The 16,010-nt window shown below is 42.9% G+C and carries 14 protein-coding genes; 4 read left to right on the top strand and 10 right to left on the bottom strand.

Going from position 1 to position 16,010, the window contains the following annotated elements; all coding sequences use genetic code 11:
* Nucleotides 1-105: 105 nt before the first annotated feature.
* Nucleotides 106-981 (top strand): SPFH domain-containing protein, encoded by an 876-nt coding sequence (locus LX64_RS17755; protein WP_111599018.1) that lies wholly within the window; start codon nucleotides 106-108, stop codon nucleotides 979-981.
* Between the two features lie 31 nt (nucleotides 982-1,012).
* On the top strand, nucleotides 1,013-1,204 hold the full coding sequence (locus LX64_RS17760) for a hypothetical protein (RefSeq protein WP_170132824.1): 192 nt from the start codon (nucleotides 1,013-1,015) through the stop codon (nucleotides 1,202-1,204).
* A 168-nt stretch (nucleotides 1,205-1,372) separates the two neighbouring features.
* On the opposite strand, the gene LX64_RS17765 is transcribed toward LX64_RS17760, so the two are convergent.
* The 4 genes from LX64_RS17765 to LX64_RS17780 form a co-directional block, all read right to left on the bottom strand.
* On the bottom strand, nucleotides 1,373-2,041 hold the full coding sequence (locus LX64_RS17765) for a hypothetical protein (RefSeq protein ID WP_111599019.1): 669 nt from the start codon (nucleotides 2,039-2,041) through the stop codon (nucleotides 1,373-1,375).
* 53 nt (nucleotides 2,042-2,094) lie between these two features.
* Complete coding sequence (locus LX64_RS17770) at nucleotides 2,095-2,763, bottom strand: hypothetical protein (protein WP_111599020.1); 669 nt, start codon at nucleotides 2,761-2,763, stop codon at nucleotides 2,095-2,097.
* An 82-nt stretch (nucleotides 2,764-2,845) separates the two neighbouring features.
* Nucleotides 2,846-5,182 (bottom strand): M1 family metallopeptidase, encoded by a 2,337-nt coding sequence (locus LX64_RS17775; protein WP_158538662.1) that lies wholly within the window; start codon nucleotides 5,180-5,182, stop codon nucleotides 2,846-2,848.
* A 57-nt stretch (nucleotides 5,183-5,239) separates the two neighbouring features.
* On the bottom strand, nucleotides 5,240-5,827 hold the full coding sequence (locus LX64_RS17780; RefSeq protein WP_111599021.1) for a HupE/UreJ family protein: 588 nt from the start codon (nucleotides 5,825-5,827) through the stop codon (nucleotides 5,240-5,242).
* Between the two features lie 70 nt (nucleotides 5,828-5,897).
* On the opposite strand from LX64_RS17780, the gene LX64_RS17785 reads away from it, so the two are divergent.
* Entirely contained in the window at nucleotides 5,898-6,386 is a 489-nt protein-coding gene (locus LX64_RS17785; protein ID WP_111599022.1) for a DUF6702 family protein, read from the top strand.
* A gap of 74 nt (nucleotides 6,387-6,460) precedes the next feature.
* Complete coding sequence (locus LX64_RS25860; RefSeq protein WP_148707365.1) at nucleotides 6,461-6,655, top strand: hypothetical protein; 195 nt, start codon at nucleotides 6,461-6,463, stop codon at nucleotides 6,653-6,655.
* 101 nt (nucleotides 6,656-6,756) lie between these two features.
* Here LX64_RS25860 and LX64_RS25865 read toward each other — a convergent pair whose 3' ends face one another.
* From LX64_RS25865 to LX64_RS17810, 6 genes are all read right to left on the bottom strand, one after another.
* Complete coding sequence (locus tag LX64_RS25865; RefSeq protein ID WP_148707366.1) at nucleotides 6,757-7,056, bottom strand: hypothetical protein; 300 nt, start codon at nucleotides 7,054-7,056, stop codon at nucleotides 6,757-6,759.
* Nucleotides 7,057-7,146: 90 nt separating this feature from the next.
* Complete coding sequence (locus LX64_RS17790; protein ID WP_111599023.1) at nucleotides 7,147-8,445, bottom strand: phenylacetate--CoA ligase family protein; 1,299 nt, start codon at nucleotides 8,443-8,445, stop codon at nucleotides 7,147-7,149.
* A 29-nt stretch (nucleotides 8,446-8,474) separates the two neighbouring features.
* Nucleotides 8,475-8,864 (bottom strand): holo-ACP synthase, encoded by a 390-nt coding sequence (gene acpS, locus LX64_RS17795; RefSeq protein WP_111599024.1) that lies wholly within the window; start codon nucleotides 8,862-8,864, stop codon nucleotides 8,475-8,477.
* 2 nt (nucleotides 8,865-8,866) lie between these two features.
* Nucleotides 8,867-10,579, bottom strand: coding sequence for a C45 family autoproteolytic acyltransferase/hydolase (locus LX64_RS17800; protein ID WP_111599025.1), 1,713 nt, complete (start codon nucleotides 10,577-10,579; stop codon nucleotides 8,867-8,869).
* 32 nt (nucleotides 10,580-10,611) lie between these two features.
* Complete coding sequence (locus LX64_RS17805; protein WP_111599026.1) at nucleotides 10,612-12,117, bottom strand: phytoene desaturase family protein; 1,506 nt, start codon at nucleotides 12,115-12,117, stop codon at nucleotides 10,612-10,614.
* Nucleotides 12,110-15,982 carry a trifunctional MMPL family transporter/lysophospholipid acyltransferase/class I SAM-dependent methyltransferase gene (locus LX64_RS17810; protein WP_111599027.1) on the bottom strand — a complete coding sequence of 1,291 codons (3,873 nt, stop codon included), beginning with the start codon at nucleotides 15,980-15,982 and terminating at the stop codon, nucleotides 12,110-12,112. The genes LX64_RS17805 and LX64_RS17810 overlap by 8 nt, the downstream gene beginning before the upstream one ends.
* Between the last annotated feature and the right edge of the window lie 28 nt (nucleotides 15,983-16,010).

Here is a 16,010-nt window from a genome sequence, read left to right on the forward strand (position 1 = left end):
TTTATTGATTTCGAAGAACTTAAAGCTCCCGGAAAAATGATTTTGATTTGTCGTCATTTCAATGTAAGTTTGATATCAATTTGATATTAACATAAAAACCTTGCTATGGAAAAAATTATTAAGCCCGTGTCGGGATACCTCGCGTTTGTTTTGGCCATTGTGCTGTTTTTTGGGTCGATTGCATGTTTTGCTATTCAGCCTTCTTTAGAAGTGCCGAGTGCTGGGTTGATTATTCTCGGTATTGTTGCGTTTATCGCGTTTGTGTTTGTTGCTAAAGGCATTATGATTGTAAACCCCAATCACTCCCGCGTGCTTACTTTCTTCGGTAAATACGTTGGCTCGGTAAAGGAAAACGGTTTGTTATGGGTAAACCCTTTATACAAATCCACGAATATCTCTTTACGTTCGAATAACCTCAACGGTCAAACTTTAAAGGTGAACGATAAAATGGGTAACCCCATCGAAATTGCAGCGGTTATTGTATGGCATGTTAGTGATACCTACCGTGCTGCTTTTGAAGTGGATAACTACGCACAATATGTAACCATTCAAAGTGAAGCAGCGGTTCGTCACCTAGCGGTTTCTTGCCCTTACGATCGTATGGAAGACGAAAGTGCAGAGATTACTTTACGTGACGGTGGCGACAGGGTGAATGAATTATTAGAACAAGAACTCAACGAACGTTTAAAACCAGCCGGTATTGCTGTTCGCGAGGCTAGAATTAGCCACCTTGCTTATGCGCCTGAAATTGCAGGTGCTATGTTGCAACGCCAGCAAGCTACGGCCATTGTTGCTGCACGTAGTAAAATCGTGGAAGGTGCTGTAGGTATGGTGGAAATGGCCTTGGAACAATTATCACGTAAACAGATTGTAACGTTGGATGAAGAGAAGAAAGCGGCTATGGTAAGCAATTTAATGGTTGTGTTATGTGGTGAAAAAGCAGCTACGCCTGTATTGAACACGGGTTCTTTGTACCAATAGTTGTAAAAACTGTTACGTGTAAACGAAAATCATGGCTATGAGTAAAGAAAAGAAATCATTCGTGTTGCGATTGGATGCCGATACTTACAAAGCGTTGGAGAAATGGGCTGCGGATGAATTTAGAAGCGTGAATGGTCAACTTGAATGGATCATTGCCAAAGCGTTAAAAGAATCGGGCCGTGGGGCTAAAACAACGGAAAAAAAGTCGTCCTCTTCACAGTAGTAACGCGGTTGAAGTGAGTGACACAACGATAGTTCAATAGCGATCTCAACGATTGCCACACATAAGCAGAGGAAAGAAGTCTTTCTATTGATGCTTAACTACTCCTTAGAATGAAAACGGTCTCTATTTCGTAGAGACCGTTTCTTTTATATGCTACTTTCGTGGCGATTATTCAAAGTTTAGTGCAATTCTTTTATAGTACGCATTTGTTTTGAAGTTAGATGGCAATGCTTTGAAAATTGCGATGGCATCGTCTTCGGAAACAAGGGGCATAATTTCGTTACGGAGGATGACTAAGTTCGCGAAGGTAGTAGGATATTGCGTCATATACTCTTGTGCATATCTTAATACATCATCTTGTAAACCGGCGATCTTTTCTTTGAAGGCCTTTTGCTCGGCTTCCGTCATTTTATTGGCTTTAAAGCGCTCCAGCTCTACGTATACATGGTTCAATTCCTTTACCAAGGGCAAGAAAGCTTTGTGGTATACTTGGATGCTTTGATTATCGGCATTCAGGGTATTTTTACTGTTGATCACCGGCCAATCGGCGTAGTGGCCTTCTATATTGAACACGCCTCTTTCGTAGGTAAACATCATACCTGCTTTATTCCCGTCAATTAAGAAACTGAATACTTCGCTTTGCAAGGCATCGGCAGGTAATACAATGGAGAACTCGTCGAACTGATCGAGCTTTACGGAGGTATAGGGCTTGTCGGTTCCTTCACGGTATATTTGAATGGTACGGCCGTTGCCGCCATTTATTTTACCGTTGATTTTCATTTGGGCATGCGTGGTGATGCACAAAACGAGGGCCAGTAGGGATAAGAGGTATTTCATGATGCAAGATTACAATTTCGGCTGCGCCTGGACATTACCAACTTGTGGGTATTTTATTGTTCATCCGTTTCCAAAGGTTCGTTGCGTTCTTTAATACGCAAGGCAAATGGATTCTTTTGTAATTCCGGGGCCAAAAGTTTCAATAACTCATCGTAATCGGTATCACCCAGTTCGTATTGAATGGCAATGAGGCTGGCGAAGCTTTTAGGATGGCTTTTCACATATGCCGTTGCGGCGGTTTGCAGTTCTTTTAAGAGGTTATCGGATTTGTTCTGCAAAGCGATGCCTTTAGCAGTATCTTCCCCATCCCATGCATCTACTTCTTGCTGTAAATCCATGGCCCGCTCTAAAAACGGGTAAAAGGCTTCTAAGTAGTTCTGGATGCCCCAGTTAATACCATCTAACTTCGACGATTTATCGGCCAAGGGCCACAATTTATAAGCCGATTGTATGGTAAAAGAGCCATTATCCGGCACTATGAAACAAGCACCGGGTCTTCCTTCCAACTTCACGGCAAAAACTTCATATGGCAGTGTTTCCTTGGGAAATACGAGGGTGAATTGCTCATTCTTCACATAGGTTACCTTTACGGTATCTTCCGAGTTTTCGCGGAATAGGATCACCTTTTTCCCTTCTGCACCGGTTACTTTGCCGTTCAATTTCATTTGTGCGAAGCTGGGCAAAGCAGCCATAAGGCATAATACGAGTAAAACCTGTTTCATGGTATAAATGTACACGATTGGCCATAAAAAAAGCGGTCTTCTCGACGAAGACCGCTTTTTTGAATATACAAGTGCAAAAAGTTTATTTACCCTGTTGTGCTTTCTGCATTGGGTTACCACCGGTAGAAGCACCGCGTGGCGCCATTTGCATTTTGAACAACTCGAATTTAGATGGCGTTGCGCTGCGTGGCCAAACGTTATTCGATTCGTCGATATCTGCTGTTTCGCGGTATGGATCGATTTTAATCGAAGCCACTTGCTTTTCTTTCGCAAATACTTTCGTGATATTGTTTTCGTTTTTACGCCAGATGTAAGCAGAAATTCTATCTACTTCTTTCGTTCCATCTGTGTACGTCCACTCAACAATTACCGGCATTACTAAGCCACCTACGTTTGATAAACTTAATTCGTAGAAGTTCACTTTACCATCGTAGATTTTTCTTTCTTCCGGTGTAAGGCTAGCGAGCATTTTATTATACTCTTCTTTCTCGGCAGGGCTTACTGCATAACGATCCCACTTGTTGTAGAAATCCAATAAGCTAGTATCCTGGTCAACCGCGAATTTGATGCCTTCTTTTTTATTACGCTCACGGGAAATGTGGTTCATCGATTTCTCCGCTTCTGCTTGTGCATACTTATTCTCTACCGCCGGGCTCTTCGTATCTAAACGGAACCATTTCACATCGTTCAATGAAATATCAACCGCGTCTGTGCTAAAGAACCAACCTCTCCAGAACCAGTCTAAATCCACTGCCGATGCATCTTCCATTGTTCTGAATAAATCTGCCGGTGTTGGATGTTTAAATGCCCAACGACGCGCATATTCTCTAAAGGCGAAGTCGAATAATTCTCTACCCATTACTGTTTCACGCAAAACGTTTAAAGCAGTAGCCGGTTTAGAGTAAGCGTTCGGACCGAAGTTGATGATGTTTTCGGAGTTGGTCATAATTGGCTCCAATTGATCTTTCGGCAACTTCATGTAGTCAACAATTTTGTAAGCAGGGCCACGTTGAGAAGGATAGTTGTTATCCCATTCTTGCTCTGCTAAGAATTGACAGAAGGTGTTCAAACCTTCATCCATCCATGTCCATTGACGTTCGTCGGAGTTTACGATCATTGGGAAGAAGTTGTGACCTACTTCGTGAATGATTACACCGATGGCACCGTATTTCGTTGCTTCAGAGTAAGTACCGTCTTTTTCGGCACGACCGTAGTTGAAGCAAATCATTGGGTACTCCATACCGTTCGATGCTTCTACTGAAATAGCTACTGGGTAAGGATATGGAATGGTATGTTTAGAATATACTTTCAACGTGTGTGCAACAGCTTTTGTAGAGTACTTGCGGTACAAAGGATAAGCCTCAGGACCGTAGTAGCTCATAGCCATTACTTTCTTGCCTTCGATAGGGGTTGCCATAGCATCCCATACGATACGGCGGCTAGACACCCAAGCGAAATCGCGTACGTTATCGGCTTGGTATACCCATGTTTTTTTACCGCTAGCTTTAGACTTCATCGCGTTTTTCGCTTCGTCGAGTGTTACCACTTCTACGATATCGTTCGACGATTGTGCTTTCTGCCAACGTTGGAATTGTGCTGGAGATAATACTTCTTTGTAGTTCTGACATTCGCCAGTAGCACCAATTACGTGGTCGGCAGGAACAGTCATTTTTACTTTGAAGTTACCGAAGGTTAAAGCGAACTCGCCACGACCGGTGAACTGTTTGTTTTGCCAGCCTTGGAAATCGCTGTAAACAGCGAGGCGTGGGTACCATTGTGTCATCGTGTACAAGTAGTTACCATCTTCTTTAAAGAATTCGTAACCACCGCGACCGCCAACCGTCATACGATCGGAAATATTGTACCACCATTCAACTTTGAAGCGAAATTTTTCGCCCGGTTGCAACGTTTTAGGAAGGTCGATACGCATCATGGTTTGGTTGATGGTGTACGGGATGGCTTTACCGGTAGCAGCATCAGTAACAGTAACGATTTTCACCCCTAAGTCTAAGTTCTTAGGCATCAAATTAGACAATTGGCGCATGTTGGTGCGTTCGCCTAGTTTACTTTCATCGAAGCTGTTGTTATCGCTTTTGGGGTCGTGCTCGTTTTCATCGAGTTGCAACCACAAGTAAGTAAGAGGATCGGGGGAATTGTTGAAATAGGTAATGATTTCAGACCCTTTGAGGATTTGTTTCTCATCGTTCAGTTCCGCTGTGATGTCGTAGTCTGCACGTTGTTGCCAGTATTTAGGACCTGGTGCACCAGAAGCAGAGCGGTACATGTTTGGATCTTGGATCATTGTTCCCAGTTGTTCGAACTTATTCCCGTGGTTCGAACCGGGATTGTTGTTGTGTTGTGCTTTTGCCAACAGCGCACCGCATAGAATCGCTGTTGTACAAAAAATTTGCTTCATCATAAGCTTCGTCGATTAGAGATTTAGATCTTAGCTAATATATATAAGTGTCAAGTATAACTATTGGAATAACTCCGGCAAGCGTTCCCCTACCATCATAAACGCGATACCAAAAATGGCTGCCGAAACAAAAATCACCCAATCACGCTTTTTCACACGACCGAGTTGGAGTACCAAGGCGGTGATGATGAGGATGGCCAATACGATAATAATTTGACCAAACTCCAAGCCCAAGTTAAAAGCCAGCAAAGGCATCGTAATGTTTTCTTGGCTACCTAAGAGGCTTTTTAAGTAATTGGAGAAGCCCATTCCATGAATCAATCCAAAGAATAAGGCAAAGAAATAATTCAACTGCACACGTTGTACATCTTTCCCTGCACGGAAAACGTTGGTCAAGGCTGTGATAACAATCGTAACTGGAATTAAAAATTCAATCAAACTCATCGGTACTTTCACAATGTTGAGTACGCTTAAAGCGAGTGTAATGGAATGACCAATCGTGAAAGCAGTGACTAGGATTAGTACCTTTTTCCAATCTTTCATGGTGTACAATGCGCAGAGTGCCATCACGAATAAAATATGATCATAACCGTTAATATCAACAATATGCTTCCAACCTAATTGAAAATACAGTCCAAACTCGTCCATGGCATAGAAATTTGTATAATTTTGGTAAGTTTACCAACTTAGATCCAATTATTCAATAACATTTTTTTTGATGGGGTTATTATTATGTAAATGGTTGTTCCCGGTTTGGCTGTTGGGTTACCATCCTTTTTATGTGAGTGTTACGGAAATCAAACACAATGCTGCGGCCAAATCACTGGAAGTAAGCAACCGTATTTTCTATGACGACTTGGAGCGCGGCATTAAGAATCAATACCATGTAAACTTCGATATTATGAAACCGGCTAATCGCCCGCAAGTAGATTCGTTGATTTCGAAATATATTCAATCACACTTTAGTGTGACGGTTGACGGTAGAAATGTGTCGTTGAAATATCTCGGTTATCAAATTGAAGAAGATGCGGCTTGGTGTTTTTTTGAAGGTGCAAATGTACCTGCGGCAAAAAAGGTACAAGTGAAAACGGATATTCTTTATGCCGAACACAAGGAACAAATTAACATGCTACATGTGATCGTAAATGGCAACCGTAAAAGCACGAAACTCGATTATCCTAACACGATCGCCGATATCAATTTCTAACCTCCTTCTCCTCTTCATCCAACCATCCTGCTTACCACTACAAAGCGCCCCCATTTCGCTTTGTATTAGCCTGTATGGCTGTTGTTACTCGAATGTACAACCCCTTATGCAAGAAAAAAAATGCAGTGCCGGATAGTGCCGGAAAAGACCGCTTTTTGCCGGATTATGCCGGATTATGCCGGATTGTGCCGCTTTATGCCGCTTTATGCCGGAATATGCCGGTTTCTCTCAAACACTGCACTCCGAACAACAGTGAAAAAATCGAGTAAAATCAAGGGTTTCAGCCGATGAAAGTCGACAAAAGGCTTACTGCCCCCCTGGAAACACTGGGAAAAGTGCCCAAAATGTCGGTAGAGAGTCGGCAAAAGGCTTACAACATGTCGACTGGCACTGGGTGAAAGTCGGTGAAGAGTCGGTGGAATGTCGGTAACGAGTCGGTAAGCGCTTGGTAAATAGTCGGTGAATGCTTGGCAAAGAAGCACTTGTGTTCGAATGGCAGTTTTGGAACTGGGTTACGCGATGTAAAACTAGCCATCATCCAGTTGGATATGAAGGTACATTCATCTCGAATATAGCCGACATATATCTCCCATATTGGGATAATATTGGAAGAACATTGGAAGATATTATAAAACCCACTGCGAGAAATAGGCGCTTTGCCTTTTCGCACCTCGTAAATTGACAATCTCCCCCTATAAAGGGCAAATCACGAACTAAAAAAGCCTTCTGTACAAACTGTAGAGAAGGCTTTTTTTGTGGCTTATATTTTCGCCCGGTTATCGTGGAACTTTATCGGTTTCCGTGTTGTTTCCGGGAATTGCATTTTAAGTAGTTCTGGTTGTGTAGCATAGCGTACTTGGGGAATTACCCGCAGTTTCGCTTGCAAGTAAGATTTAATCTTACGATCCATTTCTTCCGATATTTCAACTGGGCAGAGATGTAACAAAATTTCATCGGTACCAATCTCGTTGCTATATACTTCCACCACAAACTCTTTGATTTCCTCCATTTCTGTGAGTAAATCGAATAAGGCAGGTGGGTACAAGGTAGTGCCTTTGTATTTGATCATTTGTTTTCTACGACCAATTACAGGAGAAAGACGTACCGTGTTACGGCCACATGTACAAGGCTCTTCGATGTACTGGCAAATGTCGCCCGTTTTGTAACGCAATAGTGGCATGGCTTCTACACCCAGCGTGGTAATGGTTACTTCACCAGCAGCGCCTGGCGGTACGGGATTGTTATCTTCATCCAACAATTCTACAATAAGTAATTCCGGGTGATGATGACCACCTTGGCCAGCTTTACATTCTGTGAAGGCCGTTTGCATTTCAGTAGAGGCATACGTGGAATACAATTTAATATCCCATTGCTCGGTAATCTTCTTCCCTAGCACATTGTACGAGAAATCGGTATTACGAATATTCTCGCCGATGCATACTGCTTTCTTGATGCTCGATTGGTTAATATCGATGTTATGTTCTTTCGCGTACGCGATCAATTTCAGCATGAAGGAAGGTACGGCTACGATAGTGGTAGGTTGAATTCTTTGGATGTTTTCCCATTGCAAAGAAGGTACACCAGGCCCCACGCGTAATACACCTGCACCTAGTTTGCGAATACCGCTGTAATAGGCCATACCGGCCATAAATTGGCGGTCGAGGGTGAGCATTAATTGGTAAATATCATCGTCGGTTCCATCGGCACAACAGAAAGAAATATACTCGTTGTACGATAAACGATCTTGGTCTTTTTCTGTGAGGGGAACGATAACCGGTCGTCCTAAAGTGCCGCTAGTAGTGGTATATTCCGCGATCCTACTTTTATCTACACATAAAAAATCCCAGTTCCGTTGTTGTAACTCTTCTTTCGATACAGGAGGAACGAGGTGTAGATCTTCAATCGTTTTGATATCGTCCACTTTTACGTTGTGGGTATAAAACCACTCTTTGTAAAAGGGTGAGAAATGGCGTAAATATCCCAATAAGCGCTGTAGTTCCAGCTCTTGGAATTGTTTAATCGCTTGTTTCGATTGTAGTTCTATGTCGGGTATATACATCTTCAATACTATTTTCTATAGCAATACAATTATTGACCTATCAATGATTCGATCACAACCATTGCTACAGCGGTTTCTTTTACATGGGATAATGACACGAATATTTTACCAATTCCTCTTTCCTGTATCAATTGTTGGGCGTTGCCTAGCAAGGTGATACTGGGTTTACCGAACGCGTCGTTATTGATTTCTATTTCGTGAAACTGTGCGCCGCTGCCACCATAGCCTGTTCCCAATGCTTTTAGGAAGGCTTCCTTTGCAGCGAAACGCGCGGCATAGCTTTCGAACTTTTTCGTTTGCTTTTCGCAATATTGGATTTCATTGGCAGAGAACACGAGTTCGCGGAAGCCTTTGCCGGCTTCTACTTTGCTCGCTACGCGGGCCACTTCAATAATATCGGTGCCAATGCCTAGAATCATGTTTATTTTTTCAATGCTTTATCACACGCAACAATCTGTTTCAAAATGTGATCCTCTTCTCCTTTCGTAGCAATCACTTTTGATAATGCTTGTTTGTAATAGTTCTTCGCCGCGGCAAAGTTTTTATGTTTGAATTCGTAATCACCGGCAATTACATAGGCATGGTAATATTGCGGATCATACGATACCAAGTTCGCTGTATTAACCGGGCTTCCTGCTGCTACCGCGGCTTTCGCTTCGCGGAAGAGGATGAAGCTTTTGTATTCATTCGACAACATGAAGCTGTCGGCAGCAATCGTATTTGCCGTGTCGCGTACTTCATGATCGTAGGTTAAACCATTCATGGCAAAAATCGTGTTCAGGTCGTAACATACATACTCCCCTTCTTGCCAAGGAGCTGTACTTACCCATACTTTCAATTCTTTCGGTTTAAACACAATACTGTGATGTGCGATGAATTGGTTGATGGCTTTTTCATTCCCAATACCAATGTTTTCATCTTTCAAACCTTTATGATCGCGCAAGATGTTGATGGTGTTTTGTACCGTGTTCGGTCCATTTCTATCCATCAATTCTTTCAATCGTTCAAACCTATATTCACTCGCGCTTTCAGCGATTTGTTTTTGATTCGATTCTGTGCCTTTTAGGTCATCACTTTGGAAGTGGTTGGCACAAGTAATATAGTTTTGATTCGGCTCGTAGATTGCCAATGCACCGGGTGTTTTCTCAATAATAGCTGCGCGGTTATCGGCAGCGGAGCCAATTAAGAACGATTCCGATACGAACATGGTGCGTTTGTGTGCAATAGCATATGCTTCTTTGATGTTGCCAGCGTATTGCAAGATTTCGCGGGCTACTAACGATACAGGGGTAGCTGCGCCAGTTGGGTAATCACTCTTCGCGGCATTAATGGTAACGGTTAATCCTTGGTCGTTCATACCAGATACTACACCGGTAAAGCCGCCCCAAGTAACCATCATAAACTTATGTCCTTGCTTAGGTTTGTAGAAAGCAATGATTTTATCTTCTGCGAACTTATCACCCACATAGAAATCAAAATTACGGCCAATGATAAGGCTGCTATCGGCGCTTTTATCGTTCCAAGTACCAAATGAAGTACATCCTACTAATGCTAAGTTTTGCAAAGCGTGCCCAATATCATGTGCAGCATGGTAGTTCATGATACGCTCGTAGTTAGAGCCGATATACGGGTAATTCGGCGAACCGGCGAATGATACACCGTATATTTCTTTACGGTATTCGTCGATCACATGTTCATCCAAATCGCGGTTGAAGAAGCCGATGAGGTATTTTAAGAATTTGAGATAGTTTTCGTTGGGAATCATTTTGCGGATTTGTTCCACGAAATGATCTTCTTGTCGTTTTACGAGTTCATCCGCGAGGCGACCATAAATCACCCCTCTTTCAAAAGCATCGCCTTCTACATACATTTCGTACAGGCCGGAGTTACTTTTGCGTAACCAGTTATTGCCCATACGGTATGTTTCGGGACCCATTTTCACCCGGTGTTGCTTTAAAATTGACCTATCGGCAATTTCAGGCGGGTCCATTTTCGCCACTTTCACTACGTAGCCAATAAAGCCCGCAATAATAATCAGCAGTACCAACAAGGTATACATGAATACCTTGAATAATCGGCGCCAAATGCTTTTCTTTTTCTTTCTCCCTGTTTGGATTCTTACGCTCGTATACATTTTTATAAAATATCGCTCTCTGTAGGTTAAAATTAGGCATTCCTAATTTCATCTACCAGGTAATCTATTCCCAGTAATTCGGCACAGGTAAGCACGGCTGTCATGCTTACGCCCAAAATACCGTGCAAGTTTAGGTTTTGCCCTGTAAGATACAAATTTGAAATCTTTGTGCGGGCAGGTATAAAGGTACGTAGCGGATCGTTACAATCCTTCACTACACCGTACATGGAACCATCGTAGGTACCGAGGTAATCGCGGTACGACAAGGGGGTGGCTACGTAATACGATTGCACACTGTTGGCAAATCCCGGGAAGCGTTCATTTACCAAGGCAATAAGTTGTTCGGCTTTCTGGGTTTTAAAGGCCTCGTAAGTAGCCCCTCTTTCCGCCGGGTAATCTTCCGTATTAAACGTGTTGGCCCATGGTGCTACGTCTTCCGTACGCATGTAGGTCATAATTGTTACGCTTTCCGCGTGTGGCGCTTGCTTATCTTGATTGATGTACAAGGCATAGGTTTGTGGCCAATTATCGGCCGTATAATAAGCGCCGGCCGAAGCGTTGTCGCCCTGGTGACAATAGTAATTGTGATTGATGTAAGGGAAGGTACCGGGTTTCACTACCGTATTTACAATGAAGCACGATAGCGAGTTTTCCAGTCCTAGTATACGGTTTTTATAAGCTGGGCGCATATGATCGCCTTCCAGCATATTCAAAGTATTGGCGGGGTGAAGGTTAGAGATGTAGTGTTTAGCCGTAAAGGATTCACCATCTTTCGTGGTGATGGCTTTTACTTGCTCCTCCTCTACTTCGATTTTTGCGACTTCTTTGTATTTCAGCACTTCGCCGCCATTAGCTGTAATAGCGCGGGCGAGGTACTTAGCAATTTGGGAACCGCCGTTCGTGCACTTCCATGCACTTTCGATATAGCTGTTTTGCACGAGGGCATGTACATACAGCGGGGTTTTACCGGGCTGCCCTACGTATAGCATATTATTGCCAAGGAGTACTTGCTTTAGTTTCTCGTTGGTGGTAATACTGTCGATGAAGGCGTACAGATCGATCCCAATCACGCTGTCTTTCTCACTTTTATCGCCGTTACGCAGGTTGTAGAGCGGGAACTTGGCGCATACTTCCTTTATTTTATTGATGTATGTACGCAAAGCGGGTTCTTCACCGGGAAAATCTGCTAAGAGTTGCTGCACAAAATTTTCGTGTCCTTGTGCTAAGCGGTATTCCTTTTCATCCCCATCAAAAACAATTTTATCGAAACAGTTTTCATCCAACTTGGTAATGGTAAGTTTATCCATAATGCCGGCGTATTGGAGAATTTGGTAGAGGTTTTGTCCTTTTTCCAAGCCACCGATATAATGTACGCCAGAATCGAATACAACTTTATCCCTTGCAAAGGTTTGCAAGCAGCCACCGATTTGGCGATTTTTTTCTAGCACACACACTTTATAACCATTCTTGCTCAATATAGCACCGCATATCAATCCGCCTAAACCGCTTCCGATAATGAGTACATCGTATTTATGCATAATGTTGGATGGATGAATGTTTTATGACGAATATAATGTTCGAGGTAAATTTACTGTTATCGATTTGCTCGCAGGTACCCCCCAGCTTTGCTACCAAGTTTTTGATATGCGAAGCCGACACGTAATGTAGGCCCGATTGGGTTTTATTAAAGCCAAGCACTTTCGTGGAGAAGAACTCTGTGAGTTTCGTCCCCTTATGTCGTCCTTCTAACTCCGCATCACCATCTCTTAAAATAATTACACCGTTTGGTGATAAATGCTGCAAACATTTGGCCAGTAATGTTTCCTGGTCTTCCGGCGATAAGTAGTGCAACACATCGGCAATCACGAAGCAATCGTATTCTTCAAATGGGTGATCGATGATGTTGGCGTGAATGAAGTTGATTTTATCGTCGCGTAGGTAACAGTTAGCTGCCGTGGCAATCTTCTCTTCGTCGTAGTCTATGCCTGTTACAATGCGGTCGTTACTTAAGAACCGCAACATATAGCTCATAAAACCATAGCCACAACCAATGTCCATAATACGCCCTTTCTTCGGCACGAGATTATTGAACAAGGTGTAATTGTCTTCCAACCTGGTTTTTACCCGCATGTACCACTCTAACACGGGACCTTTGTAGAGATAGTTATAAATGAGCTGTTCGCGGTAATAGGCGGGCACTTCCGTTTCTTCCGCTACTTTTTGGTATTCCGCTTTGAAGTATTTACTGATAGATTTGGTGCGCGCACTATAGGTTTCGCCCCAAGTTGTGTCTGTTGGTGTAATACGTGGCAGATACTTTTCTGTTACGGTTCCATCTTTTAGTAGGAAATCGTTTTTACTCATTGTGTACGCTGTACCGTGGATGATAACAGGTAATATATCGAGTTGTAATTGTTCGGCGAGGTAAAAGGCACCTTTATGGAAACGACCGATAGCTGTAGTTTCGGAGCGTGTTCCTTCCGGATAAATAACAATTGAAAAACCTTGTTCTACCTTCTTACGCAACATATCAACAGCTCCTTCGGCACCATCGGCAACGGGGTAATATTCTGCCATGCGTACCACTTTACCGAAAATAGGTGAGTTCCACACCCAATCGTTCGTTAATAAAATCAATTTCGGGTACATACCCGTCGACACTAATATATCTAAGAAAGATTGGTGGTTACTGATAATGATAGCAGGCTTTTTAAAGTCTTCGCCGGGTTCGTTGATAATGCGTTTTTTCACGTTGGTCATAATATGCAACGTAGACCAAGTGAAGCGCGACAGCCATACGTGGTAATAGTAGCGACCTTTCTCTTTGTTGAATGGGTTCAACTTCAATAGTACCCAACCAATCACCGTCATAATCATACTACCTACTGCGAAATATGTAAGCGAAAAAACTGACTTTGCCCAGCTCCAAAGCTTCCATGGTGCTTTCTTTTTCTTCACCCGGTTAGTAATCAGCCAGCTGAATAAATAAGGTATTAGCACTTGGGAAGTCATTACAACACAACCAATCCCAATCATCGAAATCAACGCTATAGAGCGTAAAGAAGGATGTTGCGCGAATATCAATACCCCTAATCCCAAAATGGTTGTAATAGCCGATAAAATAATCGACGATTTAAACGAGCTAACATGCTTGCCACCGGTTTTATATTCCTGTAGTAAGCCATCCATGGTGAATATGCTGTAATCGTCGCCCAAACCGAAGATGAACGTCGATAAAATGATGTTAACAATGTTGAACTTAATCCCAAATAAGCCCATAATACCTAAGATCCAAATCCAGCTAATTACCATGGGGATAAAGGTGATAAGCGCTAATTCGATTCTACCGTATGATACTAGTAAGGCAATGAAAACAAGTAAAGAGGTCATCCAAGCAATGCTGTTAAACTCTTCTTGGATAACTTCTACAAGGCGGTTGGCCGTGTATTGTTTATCGAACACCACGGTGTTCGGCATTTTTTCAATGGCTGCGTATACCTTTTGCTTCTCCTTTGGATCCACTTTTAGGAGCGTAACGATAGAAGATTTATTCGGCTTTTCATTCACGAAATCATTCAAGAACCCGTTACGGAAAAGGTCGAATGTTTCGGGGTTCATTACTTGGAAATCTTTTTCCAACCATTGATCGAAGTTGTTGAAAGCAGCGGGTTTAAAGCCGTAAGCATTCCCTTCTGCGCGTACTGCTTGCATTAGTTGGGCTTTCTTTTCTGCTGTCCAGTATGCATTCCAACGAGCAATACGTTTTGTTTGTTCTTCCTTCGATAACAATAAAGCGCCTACACCCGATGATGTTTTTACATACCCTTTAGCGGTTAACTCGTTTACAACCGGCGCCATTTGTTCGCGCGCTTGCAAGGCAGCATCGAGCGTGTTACCGTTCGACATCACGTAAATGGAGGTAGCTGTGTAAGCGTTGATTTTATTGAGTAGCGCTTCGGATTGTTGCAACTTTGGCGTCATGAAATTCATGCGCATCATATCGCTTTCGAAGGATACATTTCTTGCTGTGAAGAAGAAGATAATCGTTAGCACAAAAATGCTGCGGATGATCCACTTGTTTTTTTCCGGTCGATAGTTGGAGAGCCTATCGAGCCAATTTTCTTTATGGTTATTCGCTACTACGGGTTGTGGTTGCTTACCCAACACGATAAAATGCGGTAGAATAATCAAGGAGAATAGCGCCGCACCAATTAAACTGAAAGCAGCAAAGAAGCCCACATCTTTCAGCATGGGCGATTTCACGAATTGTAAGCAAAGGAAACCACCTACCGTGGTGAAGCTACCTACCGTCATAGGAGTAGCCAAATCCTTTATTACCAAACGAATATCGGGCAAATGCCTGTAGTGATTGAATACGTGCAAAGAATAATTCACGGCAATACCCAATACTACGCAACCTGCACCCATGGCAATAATAGAAATACTGCCTTTAAGTAAGAACACCACGGCCAAGGCAAATAATCCACCGAATACTACAGGCGTCATAATTAACAACGGCGCGCGTTTCTTACGGAAGAACAAACCAATTAGCACCACTAACAACACCAGCGTAATACCTTGTGTTAGCATGGTATCTTGGCGTAATTGCTTGGCGTTACCAACCGATACGGCTGTTGCACCGAAATACGATGCTTGTACAGCAGGATGTGCTTGTTGTAAAGAGTCGATCACCTGGTCGAGTTCGTTGAGAAACACCCCGTTCTTACCGGTTTCATTCGGTGGGAAGGTGGGTGTAACAAACATCATAAGATGTTGATGATCTTTGGTGATGATATAGTTATCGTAGATTTCAAAGTGATCGTCGTACTGGAGTTGTTGAAGTTTTTTCACACCTATCCAGGACATGCCTACAGGATCGACTTGAATGATCTTTTTCATCACAACACCGGCTGGGGAAATCAGCATATTGTAGTCGTACTCCAACGAAGCTTTTAACCGGTCGGTGGTAATGAGGGAATCGATGGTGGAATAATCTTTCTCTTCCAAGAATACCGGCAGGTGCTGCTGGATGGCTTGCATAATATCGAGTAATGCGCCATCATCGGTTTGGGCTTGGAGTTTGGAGATGTATGGTTTTAAGCTGCCTTCAGCGGCGGCGGCAAAGCTTCCGGCGAAGGAAGTAAGCGAATCGGGTTCGGCGGTTTGCGTGCTATCCTTTAAGGAAAGCGTTACTACGAGCTTGTCTGCGAACTTGGTGTTTTGTAAGAACTGTTGCAGTTGCTCTATCTTTTTATCCTTTGGTAAGATCTGGGTAATATCTTCTTCAAACTGCACCCGCGAAGCGAAGAAAGCAACAAACGCGAATGCCGCTACAGTAAATAGCCACAACAACCACTTGCGGTCGGCAAAAAAGTTATATATCGCAATAAAAAAATTGCCCATAATAATTCTCGATACGATTTATACAAGC

It is taken from the genome of Chitinophaga skermanii, from assembly GCF_003259335.1.
Lineage (GTDB): Bacteria > Bacteroidota > Bacteroidia > Chitinophagales > Chitinophagaceae > Chitinophaga > Chitinophaga skermanii.